This window comes from Paenibacillus sp. NPDC057967 (assembly GCF_042887015.1).
GTDB lineage: Bacteria > Bacillota > Bacilli > Paenibacillales > Paenibacillaceae > Pristimantibacillus.
The window spans coordinates 47,510-73,192 of sequence record NZ_JBHVQB010000013.1 but is presented as its reverse complement, the minus strand read 5'-3'; the positions used below and the strand labels follow the sequence as shown (position 1 = coordinate 73,192).

General features: G+C 49.8%; 27 protein-coding genes. 24 read left to right on the top strand and 3 right to left on the bottom strand.

What is annotated here, in order from left to right; genetic code table 11:
• Positions 1-163 precede the first annotated feature (163 nt).
• The gene (locus ACFVSO_RS26765; protein WP_387479785.1) at positions 164-442 is read left to right on the top strand and encodes a hypothetical protein; all 279 of its coding nucleotides are present in this window, start codon (positions 164-166) and stop codon (positions 440-442) included.
• A 27-nt stretch (positions 443-469) separates the two neighbouring features.
• Positions 470-1,384 carry a YitT family protein gene (locus tag ACFVSO_RS26760; protein ID WP_387479784.1) on the top strand — a complete coding sequence of 305 codons (915 nt, stop codon included), beginning with the start codon at positions 470-472 and terminating at the stop codon, positions 1,382-1,384.
• Between the two features lie 66 nt (positions 1,385-1,450).
• Here ACFVSO_RS26760 and ACFVSO_RS26755 read toward each other — a convergent pair whose 3' ends face one another.
• Positions 1,451-2,653, bottom strand: a complete 1,203-nt coding sequence (locus tag ACFVSO_RS26755) for an MFS transporter (RefSeq protein WP_387479783.1) — start codon at positions 2,651-2,653, stop codon at positions 1,451-1,453.
• A gap of 6 nt (positions 2,654-2,659) precedes the next feature.
• Positions 2,660-3,400, bottom strand: a complete 741-nt coding sequence (locus ACFVSO_RS26750) for a glycerophosphodiester phosphodiesterase (RefSeq protein ID WP_387479883.1) — start codon at positions 3,398-3,400, stop codon at positions 2,660-2,662.
• A 272-nt stretch (positions 3,401-3,672) separates the two neighbouring features.
• On the opposite strand from ACFVSO_RS26750, the gene ACFVSO_RS26745 reads away from it, so the two are divergent.
• The 4 genes from ACFVSO_RS26745 (at position 3,673) to ACFVSO_RS26730 (ending at position 6,490) form a co-directional block, all read left to right on the top strand.
• A complete protein-coding gene (locus ACFVSO_RS26745; RefSeq protein ID WP_387479782.1) occupies positions 3,673-4,008 on the top strand; it encodes a metal-sensitive transcriptional regulator in 336 nt (111 codons plus the stop codon).
• A gap of 18 nt (positions 4,009-4,026) precedes the next feature.
• Positions 4,027-4,227, top strand: a complete 201-nt coding sequence (locus tag ACFVSO_RS26740) for a copper ion binding protein (RefSeq protein ID WP_387479781.1) — start codon at positions 4,027-4,029, stop codon at positions 4,225-4,227.
• 22 nt (positions 4,228-4,249) lie between these two features.
• Positions 4,250-5,185 carry a hypothetical protein gene (locus ACFVSO_RS26735; protein WP_387479780.1) on the top strand — a complete coding sequence of 312 codons (936 nt, stop codon included), beginning with the start codon at positions 4,250-4,252 and terminating at the stop codon, positions 5,183-5,185.
• Between the two features lie 432 nt (positions 5,186-5,617).
• Positions 5,618-6,490, top strand: a complete 873-nt coding sequence (locus ACFVSO_RS26730) for a DUF421 domain-containing protein (RefSeq protein WP_387479779.1) — start codon at positions 5,618-5,620, stop codon at positions 6,488-6,490.
• A gap of 83 nt (positions 6,491-6,573) precedes the next feature.
• On the opposite strand, the gene ACFVSO_RS26725 is transcribed toward ACFVSO_RS26730, so the two are convergent.
• A complete protein-coding gene (locus ACFVSO_RS26725; protein ID WP_387479778.1) occupies positions 6,574-7,308 on the bottom strand; it encodes a hypothetical protein in 735 nt (244 codons plus the stop codon).
• A 394-nt stretch (positions 7,309-7,702) separates the two neighbouring features.
• Between ACFVSO_RS26725 and coxB the strand changes: the two genes are divergently transcribed.
• The 18 genes from coxB (at position 7,703) to ACFVSO_RS26635 (ending at position 25,612) form a co-directional block, all read left to right on the top strand.
• A complete protein-coding gene (gene coxB / locus ACFVSO_RS26720; RefSeq protein WP_387479777.1) occupies positions 7,703-8,758 on the top strand; it encodes a cytochrome c oxidase subunit II in 1,056 nt (351 codons plus the stop codon).
• A 78-nt stretch (positions 8,759-8,836) separates the two neighbouring features.
• Positions 8,837-10,687, top strand: a complete 1,851-nt coding sequence (gene ctaD / locus ACFVSO_RS26715) for a cytochrome c oxidase subunit I (protein ID WP_387479882.1) — start codon at positions 8,837-8,839, stop codon at positions 10,685-10,687.
• Entirely contained in the window at positions 10,684-11,301 is a 618-nt protein-coding gene (locus ACFVSO_RS26710) for a cytochrome (ubi)quinol oxidase subunit III (RefSeq protein ID WP_387479776.1), read from the top strand. The genes ctaD and ACFVSO_RS26710 overlap by 4 nt, the downstream gene beginning before the upstream one ends.
• A gap of 3 nt (positions 11,302-11,304) precedes the next feature.
• Entirely contained in the window at positions 11,305-11,622 is a 318-nt protein-coding gene (locus tag ACFVSO_RS26705) for a cytochrome C oxidase subunit IV family protein (RefSeq protein WP_387479775.1), read from the top strand.
• A gap of 100 nt (positions 11,623-11,722) precedes the next feature.
• Entirely contained in the window at positions 11,723-12,643 is a 921-nt protein-coding gene (ctaG, locus tag ACFVSO_RS26700) for a cytochrome c oxidase assembly factor CtaG (protein WP_387479774.1), read from the top strand.
• 48 nt (positions 12,644-12,691) lie between these two features.
• The gene (locus ACFVSO_RS26695; RefSeq protein ID WP_387479773.1) at positions 12,692-13,153 is read left to right on the top strand and encodes a DUF420 domain-containing protein; all 462 of its coding nucleotides are present in this window, start codon (positions 12,692-12,694) and stop codon (positions 13,151-13,153) included.
• 364 nt (positions 13,154-13,517) lie between these two features.
• Positions 13,518-14,240, top strand: a complete 723-nt coding sequence (locus tag ACFVSO_RS26690; protein WP_387479772.1) for a hypothetical protein — start codon at positions 13,518-13,520, stop codon at positions 14,238-14,240.
• A gap of 20 nt (positions 14,241-14,260) precedes the next feature.
• A complete protein-coding gene (locus tag ACFVSO_RS26685) occupies positions 14,261-14,665 on the top strand; it encodes a GntR family transcriptional regulator (protein WP_387479771.1) in 405 nt (134 codons plus the stop codon).
• Positions 14,662-15,606: an ABC transporter ATP-binding protein gene (locus ACFVSO_RS26680; protein WP_387479770.1), complete on the top strand. Its 945-nt coding sequence runs from the start codon at positions 14,662-14,664 to the stop codon at positions 15,604-15,606. Before ACFVSO_RS26685 ends, ACFVSO_RS26680 begins: the two co-directional genes overlap by 4 nt.
• On the top strand, positions 15,603-16,505 hold the full coding sequence (locus ACFVSO_RS26675; protein WP_387479769.1) for an ABC transporter ATP-binding protein: 903 nt from the start codon (positions 15,603-15,605) through the stop codon (positions 16,503-16,505). Before ACFVSO_RS26680 ends, ACFVSO_RS26675 begins: the two co-directional genes overlap by 4 nt.
• Complete coding sequence (locus ACFVSO_RS26670; protein ID WP_387479768.1) at positions 16,498-17,805, top strand: ABC transporter permease; 1,308 nt, start codon at positions 16,498-16,500, stop codon at positions 17,803-17,805. Before ACFVSO_RS26675 ends, ACFVSO_RS26670 begins: the two co-directional genes overlap by 8 nt.
• 26 nt (positions 17,806-17,831) lie before the next feature.
• The gene (locus ACFVSO_RS26665) at positions 17,832-18,005 is read left to right on the top strand and encodes a hypothetical protein (protein WP_387479767.1); all 174 of its coding nucleotides are present in this window, start codon (positions 17,832-17,834) and stop codon (positions 18,003-18,005) included.
• Positions 18,006-18,369: 364 nt separating this feature from the next.
• Positions 18,370-19,200, top strand: coding sequence for a 5-dehydro-4-deoxy-D-glucuronate isomerase (gene kduI / locus ACFVSO_RS26660; protein ID WP_387479766.1), 831 nt, complete (start codon positions 18,370-18,372; stop codon positions 19,198-19,200).
• A 12-nt stretch (positions 19,201-19,212) separates the two neighbouring features.
• Entirely contained in the window at positions 19,213-19,971 is a 759-nt protein-coding gene (gene kduD / locus ACFVSO_RS26655) for a 2-dehydro-3-deoxy-D-gluconate 5-dehydrogenase KduD (RefSeq protein WP_387479765.1), read from the top strand.
• 154 nt (positions 19,972-20,125) lie between these two features.
• Positions 20,126-22,192, top strand: a complete 2,067-nt coding sequence (locus tag ACFVSO_RS26650; RefSeq protein WP_387479764.1) for an alginate lyase family protein — start codon at positions 20,126-20,128, stop codon at positions 22,190-22,192.
• Positions 22,193-22,318: 126 nt separating this feature from the next.
• Positions 22,319-23,257 carry a carbohydrate ABC transporter permease gene (locus ACFVSO_RS26645; RefSeq protein WP_387479763.1) on the top strand — a complete coding sequence of 313 codons (939 nt, stop codon included), beginning with the start codon at positions 22,319-22,321 and terminating at the stop codon, positions 23,255-23,257.
• A 15-nt stretch (positions 23,258-23,272) separates the two neighbouring features.
• Complete coding sequence (locus ACFVSO_RS26640; protein ID WP_387479762.1) at positions 23,273-24,109, top strand: carbohydrate ABC transporter permease; 837 nt, start codon at positions 23,273-23,275, stop codon at positions 24,107-24,109.
• A 135-nt stretch (positions 24,110-24,244) separates the two neighbouring features.
• Positions 24,245-25,612 carry an ABC transporter substrate-binding protein gene (locus ACFVSO_RS26635; protein WP_387479761.1) on the top strand — a complete coding sequence of 456 codons (1,368 nt, stop codon included), beginning with the start codon at positions 24,245-24,247 and terminating at the stop codon, positions 25,610-25,612.
• The last annotated feature ends 71 nt before the right edge of the window (positions 25,613-25,683 follow it).

Genomic DNA, 25,683 nt, shown 5'->3' with positions numbered 1-25,683 from the left:
TCCGCAGACCCGCATTCGGGCAGATTCAATATGCAATAATCGAAAGTCCGTTATGGAGACTATGAAATTCGGTCATGATATGGAGGGTGCGCAATAGGCCTTTTCGGGTGTATAATAAAAAAATGGTTAAGTAGTAAGAGGATTCTGATAGGAGAGGGTGGACATGAGCGAACAGGTGAATGAGCAGGAATTGATTGCCTATATAGCGGAACGCATCAAGGTTGAGCGGAAATATATTGAACTTGTACTGCGTTACGAAAAGGCCTTTATCGGGAATGCCAAAGCGGATAAGAACGGCGAGGTAGATATCGATATCGATGATCTGACGGATTATATTGTAAGCAAGCGTGATGTACAGCTAGAAGAACCTCAGGTAGAAGAAATTTTAGAATGCGAGATGGACTATTTTATGGAGAAGGGCTTAGCCGGATACATCGATTAATCTGCCGTTCAGGCATAGCGTTATCGAATGGGATCGACCGGGCCGCAAGGATATGGAGGTGCGCCACCATTGGCGAGTATAAAAGAGCATAAAAAGTTATCCATGGCGGAGATTGTGAAACGATTTATTTTCATAACCATTGGCTCCGTTATGATGGGTGTAGCGTTAGAATTGTTTCTGGTTCCATTCGATATAATTGACGGGGGCATTGCGGGCGTGTCAATCATGCTGTCTGCCCTTACGCCTCTGCCGCTGAGCTTGTATTTGTTTATAATCAACGTGCCTTTTCTAATCTTAGGTTATAAGCAGTTGGGCAAAACCTTTGCCATCTCGACACTGTACGGCATTACGGTCATGTCGCTGACGACGGCGATGCTGCATCATGTGGAAGCCTTCCCGGATGACAAGCTGCTTGCCGTATTGTTCGGCGGAATGATTCTGGGTGCCGGTGTGGGTCTCGTTATACGTTATGGAGGCGCGCTGGACGGAATTGAGGTCGTCTCCATCCTGATTTCGAAGAAGCTTCGGATGGCCGTAGGTCAAGTCATTATGTTATTCAATGTCATCATCTTTCTTGTTGCGGGATTTGTATTCGAGTGGTCATCCGCCATGTATTCCATGGTCACCTACTACATAGCGATTAAAGTTATTGATATCGTCGTAGAAGGTCTGGAGGAGTCGAAGTCGGTGACGATCATTTCGAAGGAATACGAGGAAATCTCCCAATCCATCGTCGATCGCCTTGGCCGCAGCACGACGCTGCTGCAAGCGACAGGCGGATATTCCGGCGAGGATACGAAGGTTATCTATTGTGTCGTATCTCGTCTCGAGCTGGCCAAGCTGAAAGGAATCGTGCAATCCGTTGACGAAAATGCGTTTATCGCGGTTGAGCATGTATCCGATGTAATGGGCGGCAACTTCAGTAAAAACAGCATTCACTAATGATTAAGGGTTGTCTTGATCGGTCTTCCATGACCGTTCTAGGCAACCCTTATTTGTTCGTATAGGTTAGACTGCGTTAGCTGTTGTCTCTGACGGAGGCGACTTGGCTATGCCATCATCCTTCACACCGAGCAGGAACAGCAGGGCAAAGACCATGCCGCCGGCTGCGATATAGAACAGTGCGGAGTAACTGAACCAATCGATAAGCGATCCCATTAGCGGCGGAGAGGAAACGGCTGCAAGAGAGGTAGCGAGGTAATAGATGCCTGTGCGGGTCCCGATGCTGCTTTCTTTGCCAAGCGCCACGATGAAAGGATAGGCATTAATGTTGATGCAAGCCCAGAAGATACCCCCGAAGATCAGCAAAATGCGCAAAGCCAGCACGGAATCGACCAGTGTAATGAACCCGAATGTAGCGATGAGCCCAATAATTCCGACCATAATGACAAGTTTATTGCCGAATCGCTTGCCGAGCAGCCCTGCAGGGATAGCTGCTATAACGAAGGAGAGCGAGAAGAAGGCAAGCGAGAGAACTGCTTCGTCCTTGGTCATGCCGAGATGATTTTTCCCATAGAGAGAGAAGAGTGCTTCCACTCCTTGGTAGGAGAAATACCAGAAGAAGAGGGCGAAAAACAGCATAACAGTTGGCCGGTTCCATTCACCCCGGAACGAGGTTTTTCCCAACGGCTCCGCAGGCTGATAGGAAAGGGCGTCTCTCTTCTCCCGAATCACCCAGAGCAGGATAACCAGACAAAGCAAGGACAAGAGAGAAGAAGAGAGGAACGGCAGCGAGCTATGCTGCTTGTACAGATAAGCCCCGCCCGCGAAAGCGAGCACCGACCCTACTCCGCCCATAAAGTTAATAATGCCGCTCGCTTGCGACCGCTTATACGGTGGGGTAATATCCGGCATAAGCGCTACCGTAGGCGAGCGGTATAAGCTCATGGACAGATTCATCAGCATCATGAAGGCGACCAGCATGACCAGGCTGTTGTGCCATGGAATAAGCGCGCCGAATACGGCAGCGAGCGGGATGCCGATGATAAGGAACGGCATTCGCTTGCCGAACCGCGTGTCGGTGCTGTCGCTCTTGCGGCCGATAATCGGCTGCAAGAAGATGGCAAAATAATTGTCCAGCGTCATCATGAAGCCGATCAAGGCTAGACTTGAGATATACTCTTCCAGGAAAAACGGGACAAAAGCGTTGTACAACGCCCATGTAATGCTAATACTGAAAATACCTAAGCCAAGCAGCCAAGTTTTTTTCATTCTGCGCTAGCTCCTCTCGCTTCGTCTCATCATGGCATCCAGCCGATCCGGGTAATCCGTAATGATACCAGACACTCCGAAGGCAAGCAGGCGCTCCAATTCATTTTCATCGTTAACGGTGAACGGATGATAAGCGATGCCATGCTCTGCGGCTTCCTGCACCCATTCGGGCAGGACTGCGAATTTGTAGGCATGAAGAGCGTTCGCCTGAATCGACTTGGCGTATTCCCATGGCTGATACAGTCCTTCCATATAGAGAATACCCGTCTTGATATCCGATGCTATCTTCTTGCATAATACAAGTGAATAGTGATTGAAGCTTGATAGAATGATGCGATCGCCCAGGCCATGCTCCTGAACCATAGCGATGACTTCTGCTTCGATCCCTTTATAAGGGACAACACCGTTTTTGAGCTCCAGATTAATAACCAGTCCTGTATTCTTCACCAGCTCCAGCAGCTCGTCCAGCAGAGGGACTCGCTCGCCCGCATAAGAATCAGAGAACCAGCTGCCGGCATCCAGACCGGCCAGTTCGTTATAATCGACATCCTTGACCAGCCGGCCGTCTCCTGTTGTGCGCTTCAATGATTCGTCATGAATCAGTACGAGTCGTCCATCCTTCGTGCGCTGGACGTCTGTTTCAATACCGGTTGCGCCCAGCTCGATAGCATGGCGGAATGCGGCCATCGTATTTTCCGGGCAATAAGCGCTTGCTCCCCGATGGGCAAAGTTGATGGTGTGTTGGATAAGAGCACTTCCTCTCTGTTAGAAAGTTGGTTCCTTAAGAACCTGTAATGAATATAGCTTGCAAGTTGTTATGCCCGTGTCATCATAAGGTTAAGCGACTGCAGAGCAGCCTAAGTGTACATACTAGAGGAGTGCGTCTCCATTATCTGGATCGTAGCATAATCGGAACCTTTGTCATAGTACCATTTTCTGTGCGAAAAAAAGATTTGCATACCCTATAGGGGTATGATAAGATAAAGGTGTAAGAAAAATACCCTATGGAGGTATCGTGGATGGAAGAAATCGATGAGGCTATTGCAATAGAAGGCTGTGGCCACTCCCATGGGGAAGAGCGCAAGAGCCATCATTCCGATAAAATGAAGCAAGGCTTAAACGCCAGACTCAATCGGATCGAAGGACAGATTCGCGGCATTAAGGGCATGATCGAAAAGGACACCTATTGCGACGATGTCCTGACGCAGATCGCTGCTGCACAGTCCGCTTTGGGAAGCGTGGCCAAGCTGCTGCTTGAAGGCCATATGAAGAGCTGCGTTGTCGAACGGGTTCAAGCGGGTGAACAGGAAGTGCTTGAAGAACTGCTAGTTACAATTAATAAACTAATGAAATAAGAAAGAGGGTATCCTATAATGGCAAACACAGTATTGAAAGTAGAAGGCATGAGCTGCGGACATTGCGTGAGCGCGATTGAGAAGGCGTTATCTCAGAAAGGCGCAAGCGGTAAAGTGGATTTGGCTAGCAAGAACGTTACAGTTGAGTACGATGAGTCGAAGTTGAGCCTGGATGCAATTAAAGAAGCCATCGAAGACCAGGGCTACGACGTCGTCTAACTAGAGGGAGTATGCAGCATCTATGACAATAAAGAAGATGATAAGGGATCGCCAATCTTATGTGGCGGTCCTCGCTTTTATTTTGGCGGGAACGCTGGGAGCCTTCAGTGCCGATCGCGTTCAAGGAGCAGCTTATAGCAGTCACAATCAGACGATTATTGCGTCAGATCAAGGACATGAGCATCATCACGGGACAATCGAGAAAAGCAAACAGCCTGGGTCAGATCAGGCTGAGCATCACCATGGTCATCATAGCGACGAAGCGGAAGATCGCCAGCTATATGCGGAGTGGAGCTTTCAGCCTGGCGAAGCAGTGGCTGGACAAGCCATCGGAATTGACTTGCAGATTGCCGATGCAGAGGGAGAGCCGCTCCAGAAGTTCGAAGACAACCATGAGCGAAAGCTGCATTTGATTATCGTTAGCGAAGACCTCGGCTACTTCGATCATGTGCATCCCGAATACGCGGGCAATGGCTTATTCAGACAATATATCGTTCTTCCAGCAGGAGGAAAGTATAAGCTGTTTGCTGACTTCCAGCCTGCCGGTTATGCCCATACAACGGTGTCCACCACACTCCATGTTAGCGGGGAGTATACGCTTGAACGGTTAATTGCCGATCAGGAGCGGATCAAGTCAACGGATAAAGCTGTTGTCGAACTTGCAATAACTGAACTTGCGGCTGGACAAGAAACGGAGCTGGTCTTTGATTTTCGGCACCCAAAGACTGGCGTTCCTTTGACTGATCTTCAGCCTTATCTGGGCGCAATCGGCCACGTGGTCATCATTAGCGAGGATCTGGAGCAATATTTGCATGTACATCCTGTGAATGAGCGCGGAAGCGGACCGGAAGCCAGATTTGTCACCAGCTTTCCGGATGAAGGACTGTACCGGATATGGGGGCAGTTCCAACGGGAGGGAGAAACCTTTATCGTTCCATTCACTGTCAAAGTGCAATAAAGTGCATGAAATTGGACAGGGCTGTCCTGCCGGCAACGATAAGCGTCGCTGGCTGGACAGCCCTTATAATTTATATTTAACCAGTCCGCTTCCTAATAAAGCAGCACGTGACATCCCCTTGCAAATTGCAAACAACATGTAAGCCAAGCTGTGTTAGTTGTATCCCAAAACAACGGAAACCCTACCTCTTTTCCGTCCTTGCGGCTCCAATGACCGCGCCAGTGTGAATCAGAATTACGTCTTTGTGAAACATGAGTCCGGAATTGTAGTCAAGAAATCAAAATTCAGAGGGTAAAATTGAATCTTACTGGGGATATATAGGGGTTAAATATAACATTCTTACTATCATATCATAATGATTTGATAATTGCAACAAGCGCATTACTTTCCTGCTATTGGTTAACCTATAGGAGGAAAAGGGGGATATGCGATATGCCAGACTGGCTGCAGATTATATTACGTACATTGGCGTCCATCGTCATTTTATTCATCCTAACGAAGGTGCTGGGCAAACGCCAAATTTCCGAGTTGTCTTTGTTCGAATATATTACGGGGATCTCCATCGGTAACATTGCCGCGTACATCTCTCTGGATTTGGACAACCTCTGGTATTTGGGCATCGTGTCGTTAGTCGTATGGGTAAGCTTCTCGGTTGGTATCGAGCTTTGGACCCTGAAGAGCAGGAGGCTTCGCAATGTCGTGGACGGCAAAGGAACGGTACTGATCCATAACGGCCAGCTCTCCAAGAAAAAAATGCGGAAAGAGCGTATCACGCTGGATGAACTGCTGGAGCAGCTGCGGCAGAAAGATGTGTATCGCGTCGCGGACGTTGAATTTGCGGTAATGGAATCCAGCGGAGAATTGAACGTTCAGTTGAAAAAGGAGCATCAGCCGATAACGCCCGCCATGCTAGGATGGACGATGAGCAAGGAAAGCCAGCCGTATTCAATCATTATGGACGGACATATCATTCCTGAGGAGCTGCAGGTGTCGGGACATTCCGAGGACTGGCTGAATCACGAGTTGAAGCGCTACAAGCTGAAGCTTGAGGATGTGTTTCTGGCGCAGCTGGAAGGCGATGGACAAGTGACTTTCCAGACGGCTGACGGCAGAACGTATCCTGAGCCTTCAGCCACTAAGCCGAAGGACCGGGTTATATCACTGACGGGGCAGCTTCAGGAAGAGCTCAGACGACTCGGGCAATTGTCACAAAGCGAAAAGGACCGCAAGGCATATGAATCGGCGTTGTATCATTTGAATCAGGGCATTGATGCCATGCGGCTCAAGAAAGGTACCGAAAACTAAAGAGCGAGGGCAGGCATCCGGTTGCAAATCCGATTGCCTGCCCCTGCATACAAACAAAACGCATATATTATAGAAGAAAAAAATTATCTGCGCACTTGATTGGAGTCTGGGAGGAACTGCTGCTGCCCAGGATTGGTAATCGGCTCCGGCATCACCTTGCCGCCAGCAAAGTGGTATTTCACAACCGTATTGAAGGAATCAATCCAAGGCGTAAGCGAACGTCCGCCCCATGCTTCCTTGGCGTATTCATTGAAATAGTTCACGAATTCCATATTGGCCGAAATATGAACTTCCTGAACGCTAGGCACGTAGCCGCGTACGAGCTTAGCTATGGTTTGTTTCAGTTCTGGAGACAAGTCATGATGGTCATTGACGGAGAAGTAGGAATTATACGGCGAGACTAAGACACGGCCATTGCCATAAGGACTGCCGTTGTCGGCATTGTATACGCCGGTATTGGTACCCGTATTGTTCTGTTCCTCTGTACCGCTTGACCCCTTTGTACCTACAGCCGTCCAGTCCAGCATCAGGGCGACGTAGGCGTTTTTGTCAGTAAGCATCACGATAGATGATGCAACCCCGTTTAACGAGCTAATCTTATTGGATAGAATGGAACTGTATTCGAAGAAGGCATTGTCATGCTGATGGGTGTTGCCCGTCATGCCACCGTAAGCCTTGGCGCCAATCATCTTGGGATCGCCAGGCTGCCGGCTGCCGTAGTCATAATCGCTTTGCTGCACAAGCTGCTCGTAGTTGCAGCCCGACATCGCGGCTATGACCGCTACGGACAGAAGGATAAAGGCCATTCGTTTCATCATCGATCGCGGACCCCATTTCAGGTGAAGTTGACTTGTCTATAGTGTAGGTTCGGACGAAGTAAATATACGTTATGCGGGACATACATAATTGACCATGGGTTTGGTGCACAATGTAGGAGAGAAAGGCAAGCTGTTAATAGGCGATTCGACAGGATAAGAAGTCTTCAAACGGCAAACGCAAGAGCCCGAAAACGGCGAAAATATGCGTTTTTGACAGCTTTGAGAACAATTTGTGAACTCTCTGTGGAACATTGACAAATAGGGTTCCCAACTTTATATTTAATAAAGTGATTTAAGTTGCAGGAGTTGTCAAAACATCTGTGAAACACGCAGCAAAGCCGCTTGCCACGTGAAAATCAGGCAGCTGCGAAAACGTCAAAAGTGGGGTTGATTAATGATGAAACGGTGGCAATTTGTAAAACGGCTTGCGCCACTAATGGCCATGATGGTATTAGTGCTAGCCGCTTGCGGACGGGAAGACTTGTCCACGCTGAATCCTCAGGGTCCAGTAGCGGAAGAGCAATTCGGGCTGATGAAGACAGCAATTATCATCATGGGTCTCGTAGTTGTTGTCGTATTTGCAATTTCTTTGTACGTAATTATCCGTTTCCGCAGACGTCCTGGAGACAAGACGATTCCGAAGCAAGTGGAAGGAAGCCATAAGCTGGAGATTATTTGGACAGTCATTCCAATTATCCTGCTTATTATTCTTGGCGTGCCAACGGTGCAATCGGTCTTCAATCTAGCCAAGGACTACCGCGATGATCCAGATGCGGTTAAAGTTATCGTGACCTCGCATCAGTACTGGTGGGAATTCGAGTATCCTGAGCTTGGAATCAAGACGGCTCAAGAGCTGGTTATTCCAACAGGCAAGACGATTTCCATCGAAGCGAAGACGGCTGACGTGCTTCACTCGTTCTGGATTCCGTCTCTTGCAGGCAAAATCGATACAAACCCGGGCGGTAACGTAAACTTCATGTACTTCTCCGCGCCGAAAGAAGGCGTTTACTTGGGCAAATGCGCCGAGTTGTGCGGACCTTCCCATGGCCTAATGGACTTTAAAGTAAAATCGGTTAACCCAGATTCCTTCGATCGTTGGGCTGCTGCATTGCAAGAGCCTGTAGCGCTTCCAAGCGACCCGGCTATTGCGGCTGCATTCGAAAGCAAATGTCTGACTTGCCACGCAGTGGGCGACATGGGTGGACCTGCATTCCCTAACCTTACAGGCATCGGCAGCCGCGAGAGCGTTGGCGGCATCCTGGTGAATGTAGACGCTGATGATCAGAAGTACGATCATGAAGATACGGTATACAACAATCTCCACAAATGGATCAAGGACCCCGAAGCCGTGAAACCAGGCAATCTGATGTCCAATCAATACGATCTGACGGAAGAAGAGATTGAAGGTATTGCGAAGTATCTTTCTGAATTAACGCTTGATTACGAATAATACCATCATCAGTGATTGAAGGAGGTACCTACCTTGGCTCATGCACACGCGCATGCGGTCAAACGTTACAGCGGCATTATGGACTGGCTGACAACGGTTGACCATAAAAAAATCGGTATTTTGTATTTGATTGCAGGGGGCTTTTTCTTCCTTGTAGGCGGTCTGGAAGCCATTCTGATCCGGATTCAGCTCTGGAAGCCGCAAAACTTGTTCGTCGGAGCAGATACATACAACGAACTGCTTACCATGCACGGTACAACTATGATCTTCTTGGCAGCGATGCCATTGATATTTGCGTTAATGAATGCGGTCATTCCGCTTCAAATCGGAGCACGCGACGTTGCCTTTCCTTTCCTGAACTCGCTTGGCTTCTGGACGTTCCTCTTCGGCGGACTCCTGCTGAACGTGAGCTGGATTGTAGGCGATGTGCCTGACGCAGGCTGGACATCCTACGCTCCTCTTGCAGGAACGACTTACAGCGGTGACCATGGTGTCGATTATTATGTTCTAGGCTTGCAGATTGCAGGTATCGGTACGCTAGTCGGCGGTATCAACTTCCTTGTTACCATTATTAACATGCGTGCACCAGGCATGACGTTCATGCGTATGCCAATGTTCACTTGGACAGTCTTCATTACTTCGGCTTTGATTCTGTTCGCTTTCCCTGCTCTTACAGTAGGTCTGGCGGCACTCATGTTCGACCGACTGTTCGATGCGAATTTCTTTGATCCATCCGCAGGCGGCAACGCTGTTCTGTGGGAGCATATTTTCTGGATTTTCGGGCATCCTGAGGTTTATATCCTCATCCTGCCGGCCTTCGGTATTATCTCCGAAGTTATCAGTACGTTCTCGCGTAAGCGTTTGTTCGGATACAGCTCCATGGTATTCGCTACCATCCTGATCGGCTTCCTGGGCTTCATGGTATGGGCGCATCACATGTTCACAGCGGGCCTTGGTCCGGTAGCGAACGCGCTGTTCTCCATCGCAACGATGCTGATCGCGGTACCGACAGGTATTAAAATCTTTAACTGGCTGTTCACAATGTGGGGCGGTTCCATCAAATTTACAGCGGCGAACTTGTTCGCAGTCGGCTTTATTCCGACATTCGTCATGGGCGGCGTAACAGGCGTCATGCTTGCTGCAGCACCGGCTGACTTTCAGTACCATGACTCGTACTTTGTCGTTGCGCATTTTCACTACGTTATCGTAGGCGGCTTGGTACTTGGCTTATTCTCAGGTCTTCATTACTGGTGGCCGAAAATGTTCGGTCGCATTCTGAATGAATCGCTTGGCAAATGGACGTTCTGGATGTTCTATATCGGCTTCCACCTGACGTTCTTCATACAGCATTTCCTTGGTCTATTGGGTATGCCGCGACGTATTTGGCAGTACCTGGACGGTCTTGGCTTCAACGAAATGAACATGATCAGTACCATTGGCGCACTTATGATGGGTATTGGTACAGTTATGTTCTTGATCAACATCGTAGTAACTGCCGTTAAACCTAAAGGCGTAGCTAACGATCCTTGGGAAGACGGACGTACGCTGGAGTGGACGATTGCATCGCCGCCGCCAGAGTACAACTTTGCACAAACTCCGCTTGTACGCGGATATGACGCATACTGGAAAGAAAAGCAAGACGGCCACAGCGGCATGACGCCTGCTGAACCGATTGGGCCGATCCATATGCCATCACCATCAATCCTGCCGTTCTTTATGGGTCTTGGCTTGTTCATCGCAGGCTTCGGCTTCATGTATTCGCCGGATTGGGGACACTTCCTTGGAACCAGCTTGACGATGGGTCACTTCATCGGTATCGTGGGCCTTGGCATTACACTGATCTGTATGATGCTTCGTTCGGTGATTGAGGATCATGGCTTCCATATCGAGGAAGAAGAAATTCTGAAGGATCTAGGGGGGAAAGCATGAGCGCGCACACGCATGTAGAAGGCCAACTGCCTCATGAGCCGGAAAAGGCGACCCTTGAGGGACGCAATAAAGTCCTTGGCTTCTGGCTGTTCCTAGGCGGCGAGACGGTATTGTTCGGTACGCTGTTCGCAGCGTTCCTTGCCCTCCGTCACCAAGTGCTTGACGGACCGTCCGCCAATCATTTGTTCGACTTAAAGCTGGTAGCTTTCGCTACCGCAATCCTGCTGACGTCCAGTTTGACGAGCGTATTCGCGATTCAAGCGATGCATCAGCAGAAGGTAAAAAGCCTGATTAACTGGCTAATCGTTACTGTATTGCTCGGCGCAGGTTTCCTTGGCCTTGAAATTTACGAGTTCGTACATTATGTACATGAAGGCCATGGTTTCACAACGAGCGCATTCAGCTCCTCCTTCTATACGCTGGTTGGCTTCCACGGAGCGCACGTATTGTTCGGTATTCTGTGGATTACGCTGCTGATTATCCAGCTGTCGAGAAAAGGACTGACTGTTGTTACCGCACCGAAAGTATATGTAGCCGGTATGTATTGGCACTTTATCGACGTTGTATGGGTATTCATCTTTACGGTTGTATACCTGATGGGAAAGGTGGTTTAACGTATGGCAAGCAATCATTCCGCCACGGAGCAAAACACCAAACGTCACAAGGTAGAAGGTCCAAAGAAACATATTGTCGCTTTTATCTTCTCCATTCTGCTTACGTTCATCGCGTTTGCAACGGTAATTAGCGGCGAGATCAACAAAGACTTTATCTATATCATTCTTCTCGGAACGGCTGTTCTTCAAGTATTCGTACAGATGGCGTTCTGGATGCACATGAAAGATCGCGGTCATGTGTTCGCTTTAATCGGTATTCTGTCCGGTGTATTCGTAGTATTTACCTGCGTGATCATGGCTGAATATTGGGTTTGGTGGTAATCGAATACCGCCATATATAACTGAACAGAGGAGGGTCCCGGTTTGGGTCCCTCTTCTTTCGTAACAAATGCTTGAGTGCATGAGAAAGGAGCCTCCTCTAGTGTTAGACTTAAACAAGTACTTCTCCTTCACTGAGTTGTGGACGCCTATGTTTTTATTTGCGATGACCGCGGTGGTCATCCTCTATTTCTATCTGATCGGGCCATGGAGGGAAAAGCGCCATCCAGGGGCAGTCCCGGCTACTGTTATGCAAAAAACGCTTTTTGTATCGGCAATCGTGCTGGTATACCTCTGTCATGGCGGTCCTTTTAATTTGCTTGGTCACTTGATGTTTACGTTCCATATGGTGAATATGTCGGTCTCTTATCTCATCGTTCCGCCGATGATTTTGCTAGGGATTCCGGCATTTATCTGGCGCGCAGCGTTTTCGGCTAGCTTCTGGAGGAAGCTTCGATTTCTAATGCATCCTATCGTTACGTTAGTAGCGTTTAATATGTTGTTCTCGATCTATCATGTACCGATGGTGCATGATTACGTCATGACCAACTTCACGGTGCATCGCTTATATTATGTGATCCTCTTCATTACCGCATTCATGATGTGGTGGCAGATTGCCAGTCCCGTTGCGGAATGGAATAAGCTGACCCATGTGAAGAAGATGGCATATGTATTCGCGAACGGTGTGTTGCTTACGCCAGCATGTGCGCTTATTATCTTCTCGCCAGCGGGCATGTACGCTACGTACAATGATCCGCAAGTATGGGCGACGGCTATGGGCTATTGTATGCCAGGCAGCGATACCAGTCTTTTGATCGCGCAGTTCGGCGGCCCTCAATTCTTTAATACACTTGGGGTTGTAGATGATCAGCAGCTGGGCGGTATTATTATGAAGCTGGTACAGGAGCTTATGTACGGCATTATTCTCGCTTACATCTTCAAGCAATGGTTTAAGCGGGAGCATCATGCTGATGACGAATTGCCGAATCCGGGCACGCCAGGGACCAATCCCGGTACAGCCTAACGGCTAGATGGACCCACGCTTAAATTATTGAAGTTGGAGAGGATTAACATGGACTTGAATATTCTTATGCCTACAGTCAGCACGTTCTTCATCGTGCTTAGCGCCATTCTGGTTGCGTTCGGATGGCGCCTCGCGATACAGCGGAAGCTGGAGCAGCATCAAAAGGTGATGGTGTACGCGGCTGTTGCAGCAATTTTGTTCTTTATTATTTATGCGTCCAGAACGTTCATCATCGGCAGCACGCCTTATAATGGTCCGGATGGACTGAAGCCGTATTATCTTGTATTCTTATTGTTCCATATTGTGCTTGCTACGGTTGCGGCTGTGTTCGGCATTACGACGATCACGCTGGGTTATAAGAAGAAGTTCAAGAAGCATCGCAAGTTTGGCAGATTCACCTCGATTATTTGGTTTATTACAGCTATAACCGGTGTAGCGGTATATTCGATCCTGTACGTATTGTATCCGGCAGCTGATGCCAAGCCATTATTTGAAGCTATATTCGGGTAACCGATTGAAGAAAGTCATCCTGGGAAGGGTGGCTTTTTTCTATTAAGCGCATTGTAGCGGCATTTGCCTTGTTTGAGCAAGTGGTGCGTTTGAAAGCCAGAGTGAGAGAAACGCTTGTAAACGGTGTATATGTCCGAATCGTATATTTGATAGCTAGTGCTTGATGAGACAGTTTTCCAGATGGAGGGCTGTTTTTTTGTATGGAAGGGACTTTGGAAAAAGTTGTTGAAAAAATGATGCAGATGTATTGACAACAATCCGAGGTGTGCATATACTGTGTATATAGATATATACAGTATATAAACACAGCACAGTATACACAGTGATTAGCAAGTATATACGGTTGCCGAAGGGAGGCTGCCAGATGAACACATGGCAAGGAGCTTGGTGTCTGGCGAAGGAAGAATTAAGACGAATCAGGTGGAAGCACATCGTTACCCTCATCTTTATCGGATACTTGCTCATATTTCTTGTACCGATGTTCGCTGATTCGAGAGAGGATAATAGTACATTCGCATTCTGGGCCATGGATTTCATTACGGTCTCGCTGCTCCCGATGCTGGGATTAATGTCTACACAAAATTCAGGGATTTATTGGAAGATGGATTCCTTTACGAGAAAGCTGGCGGCATGGCGCACGATGCCTATAACGATTAAGCAAATCGCACTGGGACGGATCGTATTATACCTTACTAATGGCCTAATAGCTAAGATCGTATTTTTCACAAGTTACTACTTATTCGCCAGATCGCTGGGAGCAAATATGAGACTGATGGATTTTGTCTTGTACGCGTTGTTCTGGATCAGCCTATCGGTTGCAATCGGCATTATTTATCTCTACTTCGAGACAGGGTATTCGGGAATAAAGTACTTCTGGGTTTGCATGGTAATTTCGCTGCTATTGCTCGCGGGGATGGTGCTTTACTCTTACACAACTAGAGACAGTCTGGTGATTCTGAGCTATGAGATCATTCAACAAGGCGGCTGGTGGCTGCCGCTGATCGGGGTTCTGTTAGGCGCAGCATCATTCATGATCGTACGGAGAGCCATGGAGAAGAAACTGAGAACAAGGAGCTATACCAGTTAAAGGAGAAAGCGGGTGAAGCGATGCGGCTGCCTATACAGATTAATGAACAAAGTGCAGAGCCGCTCTATCATCAGATCGAAGTCCAGCTAAGGGCATTGATTGTAAGCGGCCAGCTGGAGGAAGGCACGCTGCTGCCTTCGATCCGCGAGCTGGCTCAGACGGTCAAATGCAGTGTCATTACGGTAAAACGAGTATATAGCGATCTTGAGAGCGAGGGACTGCTCCGAACAAGGCAAGGTACCGGAACTTACGTGGCGAAAGTCGGAGAACAAGAACGTGACCGGCACCGGCTCTCGGCGGTGATCGATGCCCTTGATCAAGCCGTAACGGCGGGCAAGCGAATGCAATGTTCGGAAGAAGAATTGATAGAGCTCTTCAACGAAGTGATTCATAGACACTACGGGCAAGGAGGGGATACATCATGAGCGACTGGCAAGAGGAGCAGGCGATTCAGTTCAAGGATATTGCGCAGCGCAAGCCGAATTTCAAGATGGGGCCTATTACGCTGGATATTCCCAAGGGATTTATTACAGCTATTGTCGGTCCGAACGGCAGCGGAAAGAGTACGCTGTTCCGCATGATTCTGGATCTGGAGAAGCCGCAGGATGGAACGGTGACAGTGCTGGACCATATCATCGGCACTGGAGATGATGCTCCGATCAAGCAGCAAATTGGTTATTTGCCGGAGGAGTCGCTGCAGCATGACGACAAGCTTAAGGCATTCGAGAAAGCTAGATTCAACAGCTACTGGTATAAGAATTGGGATGTGAACCGCTATCAGGAGCTGCTGCTCGCCTTGCAGGTCAACGATAATCTGCCACTTGGGAAGATGTCGAAGGGGATGAGGCGCAAGTGCGAATTCGCGATTGCCTTGGCCCACGCGCCAGATCTGCTGCTCCTCGATGAACCATCCTCTGGGCTTGATCCACTGGCCTGGAAGTCCATGATCGAGATTCTCCACCGGTATATGGAGCCTGGCGATCGTACGATTCTCATGACCTCTCACATCGTAGAGGAAGTGAAACGGCTGGCGGATTACATCGTATTTATGGCACAGGGCCGGGTGCTTGGGGTCTATGAGAAAGATGAATTGTTCAGCAGTTGGTTTACCTTCTTCGTCTCAGGCGAAGGATTGACTAGCCAGATTGCTTCTCAGATGCCGGGTCAATGCGGAATGGAATCGGTCGGTGGCCAATCATTCCGAATTACGACCAGCGAAGCCTATCAAGCGGAGCAGTGGTGCGAGACGAAAGGCATTACAATTTTAAGCAAGCAAGCGCTGGAGCTTGATGAAATTATGAGCACATTGCTGCTGCAAGATGGAATAAGCAAACGAGTACATGAAGCGAGGGGAAAAGCGAGATGAAACCATTAGTAGTAGAACAAGTCATGAAGCAATATGGCGAGAAGACGGCGGTCAACAACATCAGCTTTGAAGTGGGCGAAGGTGAAATTTACGGTTTGCTGGGCGCGAACGGCGCAGGCAAAACAACGACCATGCGTATGGTACTGGGCCTGATCTATCCGGATGGCGGATCGATCAAATACAACGGTAAGCCTTACAGCAATGAGCAGCTAAGCCGCCTCGGCTATTTGCCGGAGGAGAGAGGCCTGTATCCGAAAATCCGCGTCAGCGATCAGATCATCTACTTATCCCAGCTGCGCGGCATGTCCCGCAAGGATGCCGATCAGAACTTGAAGTATTGGCTCGAGAGATTCGAGGTTCCGGAATACTACAACAAGCGCGTCGAGGAGCTGTCGAAGGGCAATCAGCAAAAAATCCAGTTCATCGCTGCTGTTAATCACCGTCCGAGCATCATCATCATGGATGAAGCGTTCAGCGGACTTGATCCGGTCAATGTCGAGCTTCTGAAGTCGACGGTCAAGGAGCTGAGAGACTCCGGTACGAGCATTCTGTTCTCGACACACCGCATGGAGCATGTCGAGGAGCTATGCCGCAACATTACAATCCTGCATCGTTCGAACACGGTGCTGAAGGGCGGCATCAAGGACATCAAGAAGCAGTATCCGCGTGAGCGTGTCATCTTGAGCACAGAGAATGACGTTACAGGTCTGGAGAACATTAGCGGCGTGACAGGCGTGAAGCTGCAGGAATACGGCTATGAGATCGGCATCCAGAATGAAGCGGTAGGCAGCGAGATTTTGCGCCATGCGATGGCCCAATCGACTGTCACCAGATTCGAGATTAAGGAACCAACTTTGAACGAAATCTTTATAAAAACGGTAGGTGATCGCCATGAATAGTTTTTGGACAGTAGTAGGGTTTACAGCGCGCAACAAATTTAAAGGCAAGGCGTTCCTTGTAACGACGCTTATTATCGGAGTCATTTTAAGTATCGGAGTTAATCTTCCTTATATCATTTCCCAGTTCGATAAGGGTGGGGATAAAACGACGAATATCGGTTACATTCAGTCTGCGAATACGGAAGCGGCTGAAGGAACGGCAACCGGCGACAGCCTGAAGGCTTTCTACGAGCAGCAAGAGAATGCGAAGCTTCAACTCATAGCTTACCCTGACAAAGGCAGCGCCGAAGAGAATGAGAAGCAGCTGAAGCAAGCGATTAAAGACAATGATATTAAAGGTTACCTGGAGTTTGGCGCGATGACGCCAAGTGGATACCCGGAGATGAGCTACAAATCCGAGAAGATGATGGAGTTCTCGCTAACTGAGAATTTGACAGGCGCACTTCAATTGATTCGCCAGGCAACGATTCTCCAAGATGCCGGACTGACGGATGAGCAAGTCGCGCAGTTGAATGCGCCGATCAAGATCGAAGCAGTGCAAATCTCCTCTGCGGAGGGCGCTGGCGGCAGAACGCCGGCAGAGCAAGGCGTGAACATGGGTCTGATCTACTTCATCATCATCTTCCTGTTCATGGCGATTATCACTTCCGGCCAGCTGATTGCGGCGGAAATTACGGCAGAGAAAAGCTCCCGCGTTATGGAGATTCTGATTACGAGCGTATCGCCGCTGAAAGGCATGTTCGGCAAAATCTTCGGTATGTTCACGGTAGTACTGAGCCAGGTATCGTTCTTCGTTATCGTTATCCTGCTCAACGTATCGCTGCCGCATAACAAAGGCGCGTTGGCAGGTCTCGACATTGATCTGACGAAGATTGATCCGCTTCTGCTTGCGTATGCGATTATCTTCTTCCTGACTGGCTTCTTCCTGTTCGCGACGCTGTATGCAGCTGTCGGCTCTATCGTAAGCCGCACAGAGGATCTGGGTCAAGCGACTATGCCAATGACGATTATCTCGCTTGCAGGCTTCTACATTGCAATCTTCAGCCTGAGCGCACCGGACAGCATGCTGGTCAAAGTAACATCGTTTATCCCGCTGTTCTCGCCATTCGTGATGATTCTGCGTCTCGGCTTGACAGATGTTCCATTCTGGGAAGCAGCCCTGTCGATCGGCTTGCTGCTGGTGACTATCTACATCGCAGTCTACGTATCGGCTAAAATCTACCGCACAGGCGTCCTGATGTACGGCAAGCGCCCAAGCTGGAAAGAGATTCGTAAGGCGATGAAGGCTTATAAAATCTAGTGATGGTTGCCATAGAGGAATAAACGATGAAAAATGCCATTGCTGTAGTAAGCTCGCTGTTGTTCTTGGCTTGCCTGCTTATCACGCATTACGAAGTGCCGATGGCATACTTTGCGAAGGGCCTGCTGTGGGGACTGTCGCTCACAGGCAGCGTGTACACACTGATGAACTTCAACAAACGTAATAAACAAACGGCATAGATCAATCTACGAAATATCGCGAGAACCGGCCATTATGGATGGCCGGTTTTTTGCAACTTATCAGTCAAAAAAGGGTTTTATATAAGTGTGGTAATATTTATAAAACTCAGAAATGTAGAAAGGGCTGTTCAATGAAGAAGATTTTAGAAGCTTCAACTCTTATAAGTTAATACTCAACAATATGATCGATTTGGTAAGCAGAGCAGCGGATTGTATCCGCTGCTCTTTTTTATTACTATTCAAATGCGGAAAATCGAAAATTCTGGCTAAGTCAAAAAAATGCACAACCGGGTCAAAAATATGTCCTGTCAAAGGCCGCTCTATACCGCATAGTAATAGGAAACGAAAAGAAGGAGCGGAAACAATGGAAAACAGATATGCAGTACACCCTCACGATGCGCGTCGTTATGGAACAGAAGAGCTGAGAGCGAACTATTTGGTTGAAGACTTGATGGTGGAAGGCAGCCTGCGTATGTGTTATTCCCATGAAGATCGCATGATTATGGGAGGCGCGGTGCCTACGGCGGAAGGGCTGAAGCTGGAAGCGGGCGATATGCTGAAAACGGAATATTTCCTGGAGCGCCGGGAGATTGGCATTATTAATGTAGGAGCGCCTGGCTATGTCATCGTAGACGGAGTTACCTATAAGCTTGAGGCCAAGGATTGCCTGTACATCGGCTTGGGCCATAAAGAGGTGACCTTCCATAGCAATGATGCGGCGCAGCCTGCGCGTTATTATCTCGTATCGACGCTTGCGCACCGTTCTTGCCCGACGCGCAAGGTAGCGATAGCGGAAGCGACACCTGCTCATCTGGGATCGATTGAGCAATCCAATGAACGGACCATCTACAAATATATTCATGCGGACGGCGTGGAAAGCTGCCAGCTCATGCTGGGCATGACGCTGCTGGAGCCGAGGAACATGTGGAATACGATGCCGGCGCATATTCATGACCGCCGCAGCGAGCTGTATTTCTACTTCGATATGCCGCAGGATGGCCTGGTGTTCCACTTTATGGGAGAGCCGGAAGAGACACGCCATCTAGTCGTGCGCAATGAACAGGCGGTTATTTCTCCGGCTTGGTCTATCCACTCTGGCGTCGGGACTAGCAGCTATACGTTCATCTGGGCGATGGCGGGGGAAAACTATACGTTCACGGACATGGACAGCGTCCCGATGAGTACCTTGAAATAAGGAGATGCGAGCATGAGGAATAATCCTTTTTCACTAGCAGGCAAAAAAGCGCTTGTGACAGGCGCAGCTTCCGGAATCGGCCAAGCCATCGCGCTTGGTCTGGCGGAGGCGGGTGCTGAGCTGTTGCTGCTTGGTCATCGCGGCAATATGGAGGAGACCGCTGCCCGGATTGCGACAGCTGGCGGTCAATCCCGGGAAGTGCGGATTGACCTTGGCGATCTCGATCAGTTGAACCGTCAGTATGAAGAACAAATCGGCAGCGAGAGAATCGACATTCTGGTGAATAATGCCGGCATCATCTGGCGGGAGCCTGCTGCAGAGTATGACACAATTAAGTGGCATGAAGTGATTGACGTTAATTTGCATGCGGTCTTCCAGCTTAGCCAGTTGGTCGGCAAGGGCATGTTGGAGAGGGAGCAAGGCAAGATCATTAACATTGCCTCCTTGCTATCCTTCCAGGGCGGCATTCTCGTTCCGGCCTATACGGCAAGCAAGCACGCGGTAGCCGGGCTGACGAAGGCGCTGGCCAATGAGTGGGCAAGCCGCAATGTGCAGGTGAACGCGATTGCGCCGGGCTATATTGCTACAGCTAATACGAAAGCGATCCGTGAAGATGCAGCGCGCAATCAATCGATTGTCAGCCGCATTCCGGCAGCGCGCTGGGGCGAGGCGTCAGACCTTGCGGGAGCGGCGGTATTCCTCGCTTCGAGCGCTTCGGATTACGTGAACGGGCATGTCCTCGCTGTCGATGGAGGCTGGCTGGCCCGTTAACACTGCAACAGGTTTAAACTAGAATTCCGTCTATATTTGCACATCCAGGCAGCTAAGAGAGAAACGCATAAGAGAGTAGAAGAGCAAGTTTTCAGCGATGGCTGCGGGCTTGCTCTTCTTTTGCCAATACCATTAGATACAGGGGGATGGATTCATGGAAAAGCAAGAGCGGAACGTGAGCGGCAAGCCGCAATTTTTTTGGTCGCCGGGGGATCGTGCTTTCATTGTGAAGGCGTGTCTGGAGCTGTGGCCGGAGGAAGCGGGCAGGGCCATCCGCCGGGCGGCGCTGGCTGCGGAAGGCACCTTCATCTATAACTCCCGCTGGGATATGGAGCCTTGCCAGGAGCCGGTAACGTTCCAGGGGGACATCCAGTGGGATTATGTCCGCGAAGGCGACGTTGAGTGGACGTATATGCTCAATCGGATGAGCTATATGCGTGATTTGGGACAAGCCTATTGGCTAACAGGAGAAGGGCGCTTCGCCAAGGCTTACATTCGTCTGCTCAAGGATTGGTGCGCGAACAACGGGATCAGTCGGGAAGAGATGGCGGACAGCGTGCATCGTGGCTACAATGTGAATTCACGCTGGCGCCGTATTGACGCTTCGATTCGATTCACCAACTGGCTGAAAGGCTATGCGTGTATCGCCTCTTCGTCGGAGTGGCATGCGGAGCGGATCGTGCTGGAGGGCCTGTTGAAGTCGCAGGCAGAGCTGCATGGCGAGTTTCTGCATCTGGCCTATACCGCCTTTGATGTGCAGAGCAATTGGGGATTTATTGCGGCTAACGGCTTGTACCAGATCGCCGTCATGTATCCCGAGCTGGAGAATGCCGCGAAATGGAAGAGAGCTGCGCTGGACCGAATGGAAGAGATGTCGGCTGCTCAGTTTTTGGCTGACGGCTTCCACGGCGAGCAATCGCCGCAATACCATCATGAGGTGCTGGATCATCTCTTTGAGACGGTATGGCTTGGCGAACTGAACATCGAGCCCCCTCGCCAGCGATTATACGCCGTTCTTCATGCCATGCTGGATGCTTCTATTGCGATTGCGAAGCCGAATCGCCGCCAGCCGATGCTGAGCGACAGCGACGATGTCGATGTGCGGGACAAATGGTGTCAAGGCGCGCTGCTGCTCGGGCGGCAGGACCTAAGGGCGCTCGCTTATCCGTCCCCGGACTACGACAGCCTGTGGTACTTTGGCGCCCAAGGGATCGCAGCCTATGACCGGCTGGCCGGAAAGCTGCCTGACTATACATCCAAAGCCTTACAGCCTGCTGGACTGATGGTCATGCGCTCAGGCTGGGGCAGGCAGGATGATTATCTGCTCATGGACGGCGGTCATCTGGCGATGTCCGGCCATGGACATGATGATCTGCTCCATGTGGAGCTACATGCGAGGGGCAGGGATTTTCTAATCGATACCGGCCGCTATACGTACAAGGAGGGCAAGGAGCGGCAGTACTTTAAGCCATCACTTCAGCATAATACGCTGTCGGTGGACGGGCTTCCCTCAACCGAATATATCGACACATGGAGCTGGGAGAAGCCTGCTCTGCCAGTTAATGCGTTCTTCAAGGCGAGCGAGCGTTACGATTATACCGAAGCGGGCCATGATGGGTATTGGAGGTTAAGCTCTCCGGTCGCCGTACACCGCCAAATCCTCTATATCAAGCCGGAGTATTGGATCATCGTCGATACGTTCCGTTCCTCTGGCAAGCATAGATACGGCGTTCATTTCCACTTTGCGGAGGATACGCCTCTTCAGGTGGACCATCAACGGGGCAGAATCGTTACCGCGCATCAGAAAGGTGGCAATCTGCTCATGCAGACCGCAGGAGCGGGAGTCCGAATCCGGCAGGAGGCTTGCTGGATTGCGCGGCACTACAACGAAAAAAATAGATCCGCCAAGATTGTGCTGGAGACGGAAGAAGCGGGGCCGTATACGACAGTCGTGACTCTTCTCCGTCCGTTCGACCGCCTGGAAGAAGCCGAGCTGACGATTGCACCCATTGACATTCGCGGCAAAAGCGAGCAAGTGCTGAACGAGGCGCAGGCCATCGGATTCGAGATACGAAGCGGCAGCGGAGGGATCTCGGATTATGTGATTATTTCGCGGCAAGGACCGCAAAGCTATCGTTTCGCCGAGGTTCAATTAACCGGCGAGGTATTATGGCTCCGCCGTCAGCTCGGGCATGCGGATCAATCCTTTATCGTCAAATAATCGCCAGGGATGCCATGCCGGCAGCAGGTCAAAAAAATGCACGTTTCAGTCAGAATTCTTGCCTGTGGTCAGATTTCAGTCGGCGTAAGATGAAAACACTACTACAGATGGCAGAGGTGAACCCTGATGGAATTGAGCAAGCCAGCGGGAGCGGAAGCTCCTGCGCCAAAACGCCGCTTCTGGAACAACAGTCGCAAAGAAGCCTTATTCGGCTGGCTGTTTCTTGGCCCGGAAGCAATCGGCATTATATTGCTGTATGTGTTTCCCGTATTTTTTTCCCTGTATTTAAGCTTTAGCGAATGGAATCTGATGGGCGGATTGTCTTCGGTGAAGCTGATTGGCTTCGACAACTTTAAAGAGATGCTGTCGGATGTGAAGGTGCATAAAGCCTTGAGCAACAATCTCATCTACACGTTGATGACTGTACCCGTCAGTATGATCCTATCGCTTATTCTGGCGGTCATCATCCATAATCGCGTCCATTTTCAGAGCTATTTTAAAGTAGCGTTTTTCATTCCTTATATCTCTTCCATCATTGCGATCGGGGCTGTATGGAGCGCGCTCTATCATCCGTCAGAAGGCCCGATTAACCGGATGCTCTTCTCCATTGGCATCGAGAATCCTCCGAAGTGGCTTGCCGACCCCGACTTTGCCTTACTGTCGATTGCCATTATCGCGGTATGGGCGATTGTCGGCTATATTATCATCATCTATCTCGCCGGCATGACGAACATACCGGAGGAGATGTATGAGGCCGCAAGCATAGACGGTGCTACGAGCTTTCAGAAGTTCTACAAAATTACACTGCCGCTGCTCGCGCCGACGACGACCTTCCTGTTCATTACGCTGCTGATCGGGTCATTCAAAGTATTCGATATCGTAGCGTTTCTCACATCGGGAGGACCCTTCAACTCATCTACGGTGCTTGTCTATCGCATCTACGAGGAGGGCTTCCAGAACTTCCGCATGGGCTACGCATCCGCCCTGTCATGGCTCCTCTTCTTGATCGTCGGGCTGTTGACGATGCTGACGTGGGTGCTGCAGAAGCGATTTGCACAAGATTAGAGAGGAGCCTGACCGATGCATACAACTAAAAGCAAACTAACCAAAATCATTACGACGGTACTTATGGGCGCCTTCTCGCTGATCTTTCTTGTGCCGCTGCTATGGATGATCTCCGCAGCCTTCAAATATGAGAAGGATGTTATGGCCTTCCCAATACAGTGGATACCGCAAGCGTGGAATGCGGTCGGCAACTTCAAGGCGGTATGGATGGGCAATGTTCCCTTCCATTTGTTCTACTTCAATTCATTGAAGCTAGCGGTTCTGATGACAGCCATTACGATGATCATTAGTTCAATGGCGGCCTTTGCCTTCACGAAGATGCAATTCCGGGGGCGCGGATTGATCTTTGCGCTGCTGCTTTCGTTCATGATTATCCCGGAGCAGGCGACGCTGGTACCTCGCTTCCTGTTGATGAAGTGGCTGGGACTGTATAATACACATACCGGACTTATTATGATGGGCATGTTCTCCATCTACTTCACCTTCCTGATGCGCCAGTTTATGGCCAGCATCCACAATGATTTTCTGGAAGCGGCCAAGATGGACGGAGCGGGTTACTTCAGAATTTTCTGGAAAATTATATTGCCGCTGTGCAAGCCGATCCTGGCGACCGTCGGCATTATCAAGTTCATCTGGACCTGGAACGACTACCAGAATCCGCTGATCTTCCTGCTGGACAAGAAGCTGTATCCCATTACGCTTGGCATTCAGCTGTTCCGCGACGACTATGCGGACAACTTCGCCGTGCTGATGATGGCTTCCTTGTCTGCGATTATACCGCTGGTCATTATCTTTATCCTGCTGCAAAAGCATGTCATTAAAGGCATCTCGCTTGGCGGCGTAAAGGGATAACGCGTCACCGGGTGATAAAGTCAAATCTTTGCACGAATAGAATCAAATTGTACACACCCCGGCAAGATCGGCGGCTATATAATCAGTCATGTAATCGCGGTAGCGCTAACAAATTTATGTTCAGGGGGAAATAACATGAAGAAGCACGCGACTTTGCTTTTAAGCATCATCCTGCTTGCCGTAACGGTGTTGGCAGGCTGCTCGTCCTCGAATGGCGGGAATAGCGGGAATACCGGCAGTGCAACTCCGAAGCCAAGCTCGGAGCCGGCGGCGCAAGAGAAGGTAACCATTCGGTATTTCAACTGGGACAATGATGTACAAGCCCAGACGACAGCCGAGTATATCAAGCAGTTTGAAGCAGAAAATCCGAATATTCGTGTCGAGTCGGTAGCGCTGGTGCCGGGGAACTCGCTGGAGACGATGAAGAAGCTCGACTTCCTGGTCGCTTCCGAGGAGCAAGTGGATCTGATCGCATTCCCGAATTCATCCGAATTGTTCGCACGTGCGCAGAATGGCGTACTCGCTCCGCTTAATGAATTTTATGCGGCAGAAGGCATGAAGCCGGAAGAAGAATATATGGTTAATCCCAAGATGAACGACAATTACTATGGTATTCAGACCAATGCAACAACAAACTTCATTGTGCTGAACAAAGATGCGCTGGATGAAGCGGGGCTTGAGGTGCCAAAGGCAGGCTGGACATGGGACGACTTCCGTGACTATGCCAAAAAGCTGACAAAGGACAACAACGGCACGAAGCAGTTCGGAGCTTACTTCCATAGCTGGCCGCTGTATATGAATCCGGCAGCGCAAGTGAATATGCGCCATCCGTTCCTGACGGAGGAAGGCGAGACAAACTTCAGCGACCCTACCTTCAAGTACTTCTTCGAGCTTCGCCGCGCGATGGAAGCGGAAGATAAGTCGGCCAAGCCGTATTCCGATGTTATTGGTGCGAAGCTGGCTTACCGCACAGAGTTCTTCGACGGCAAAGCAGCGATGATGCTGACAGGCAGCTGGATGATCTCGGAGATCGGCGATACGGAGAAATATCCGCATACGTTCAAGACGGCTATTGCGCCTGTGCCGCTGCCTTCCAAAGGAGCAGATCCATCCGTCTTTATCGGCGGCAACTTTGTATCGGTAGGCGCAAGCTCGAAACATAAAGAAGAGTCCTACAAGTTCGCTCGTTTCATCTCTACGAATTTGGGCGAAGCGCGCATCGAGCTGCCGGGCTGGATCAAGGGAGACGCGAAGCCAATCGTAGAGCGCCTGATCGGAGAGAACAAGGAGCTGTACGATCTGGATTCGCTGATGTACACGCTGTTCACAGATGAGATCAAGCCGCTTCCTGCTTCCAATGTGGTCGTCTCATACGACAAGGAGCTGGATCAAATTCTGACCGACGGCTTCAGCAAATTCATTCTTAGCAAGCAGTCTGCAGATGAAGCGCAGCAGTGGATGGTTGACGAAGCGAATAAAGTCATTCAGAAGAACAGCAAATAACAAGGCGGCTACGCTAGCGCCCGGGAACATCCCTATCGGATGTTCCCTTTTCCCTTTCCTCTCTCTGTTCA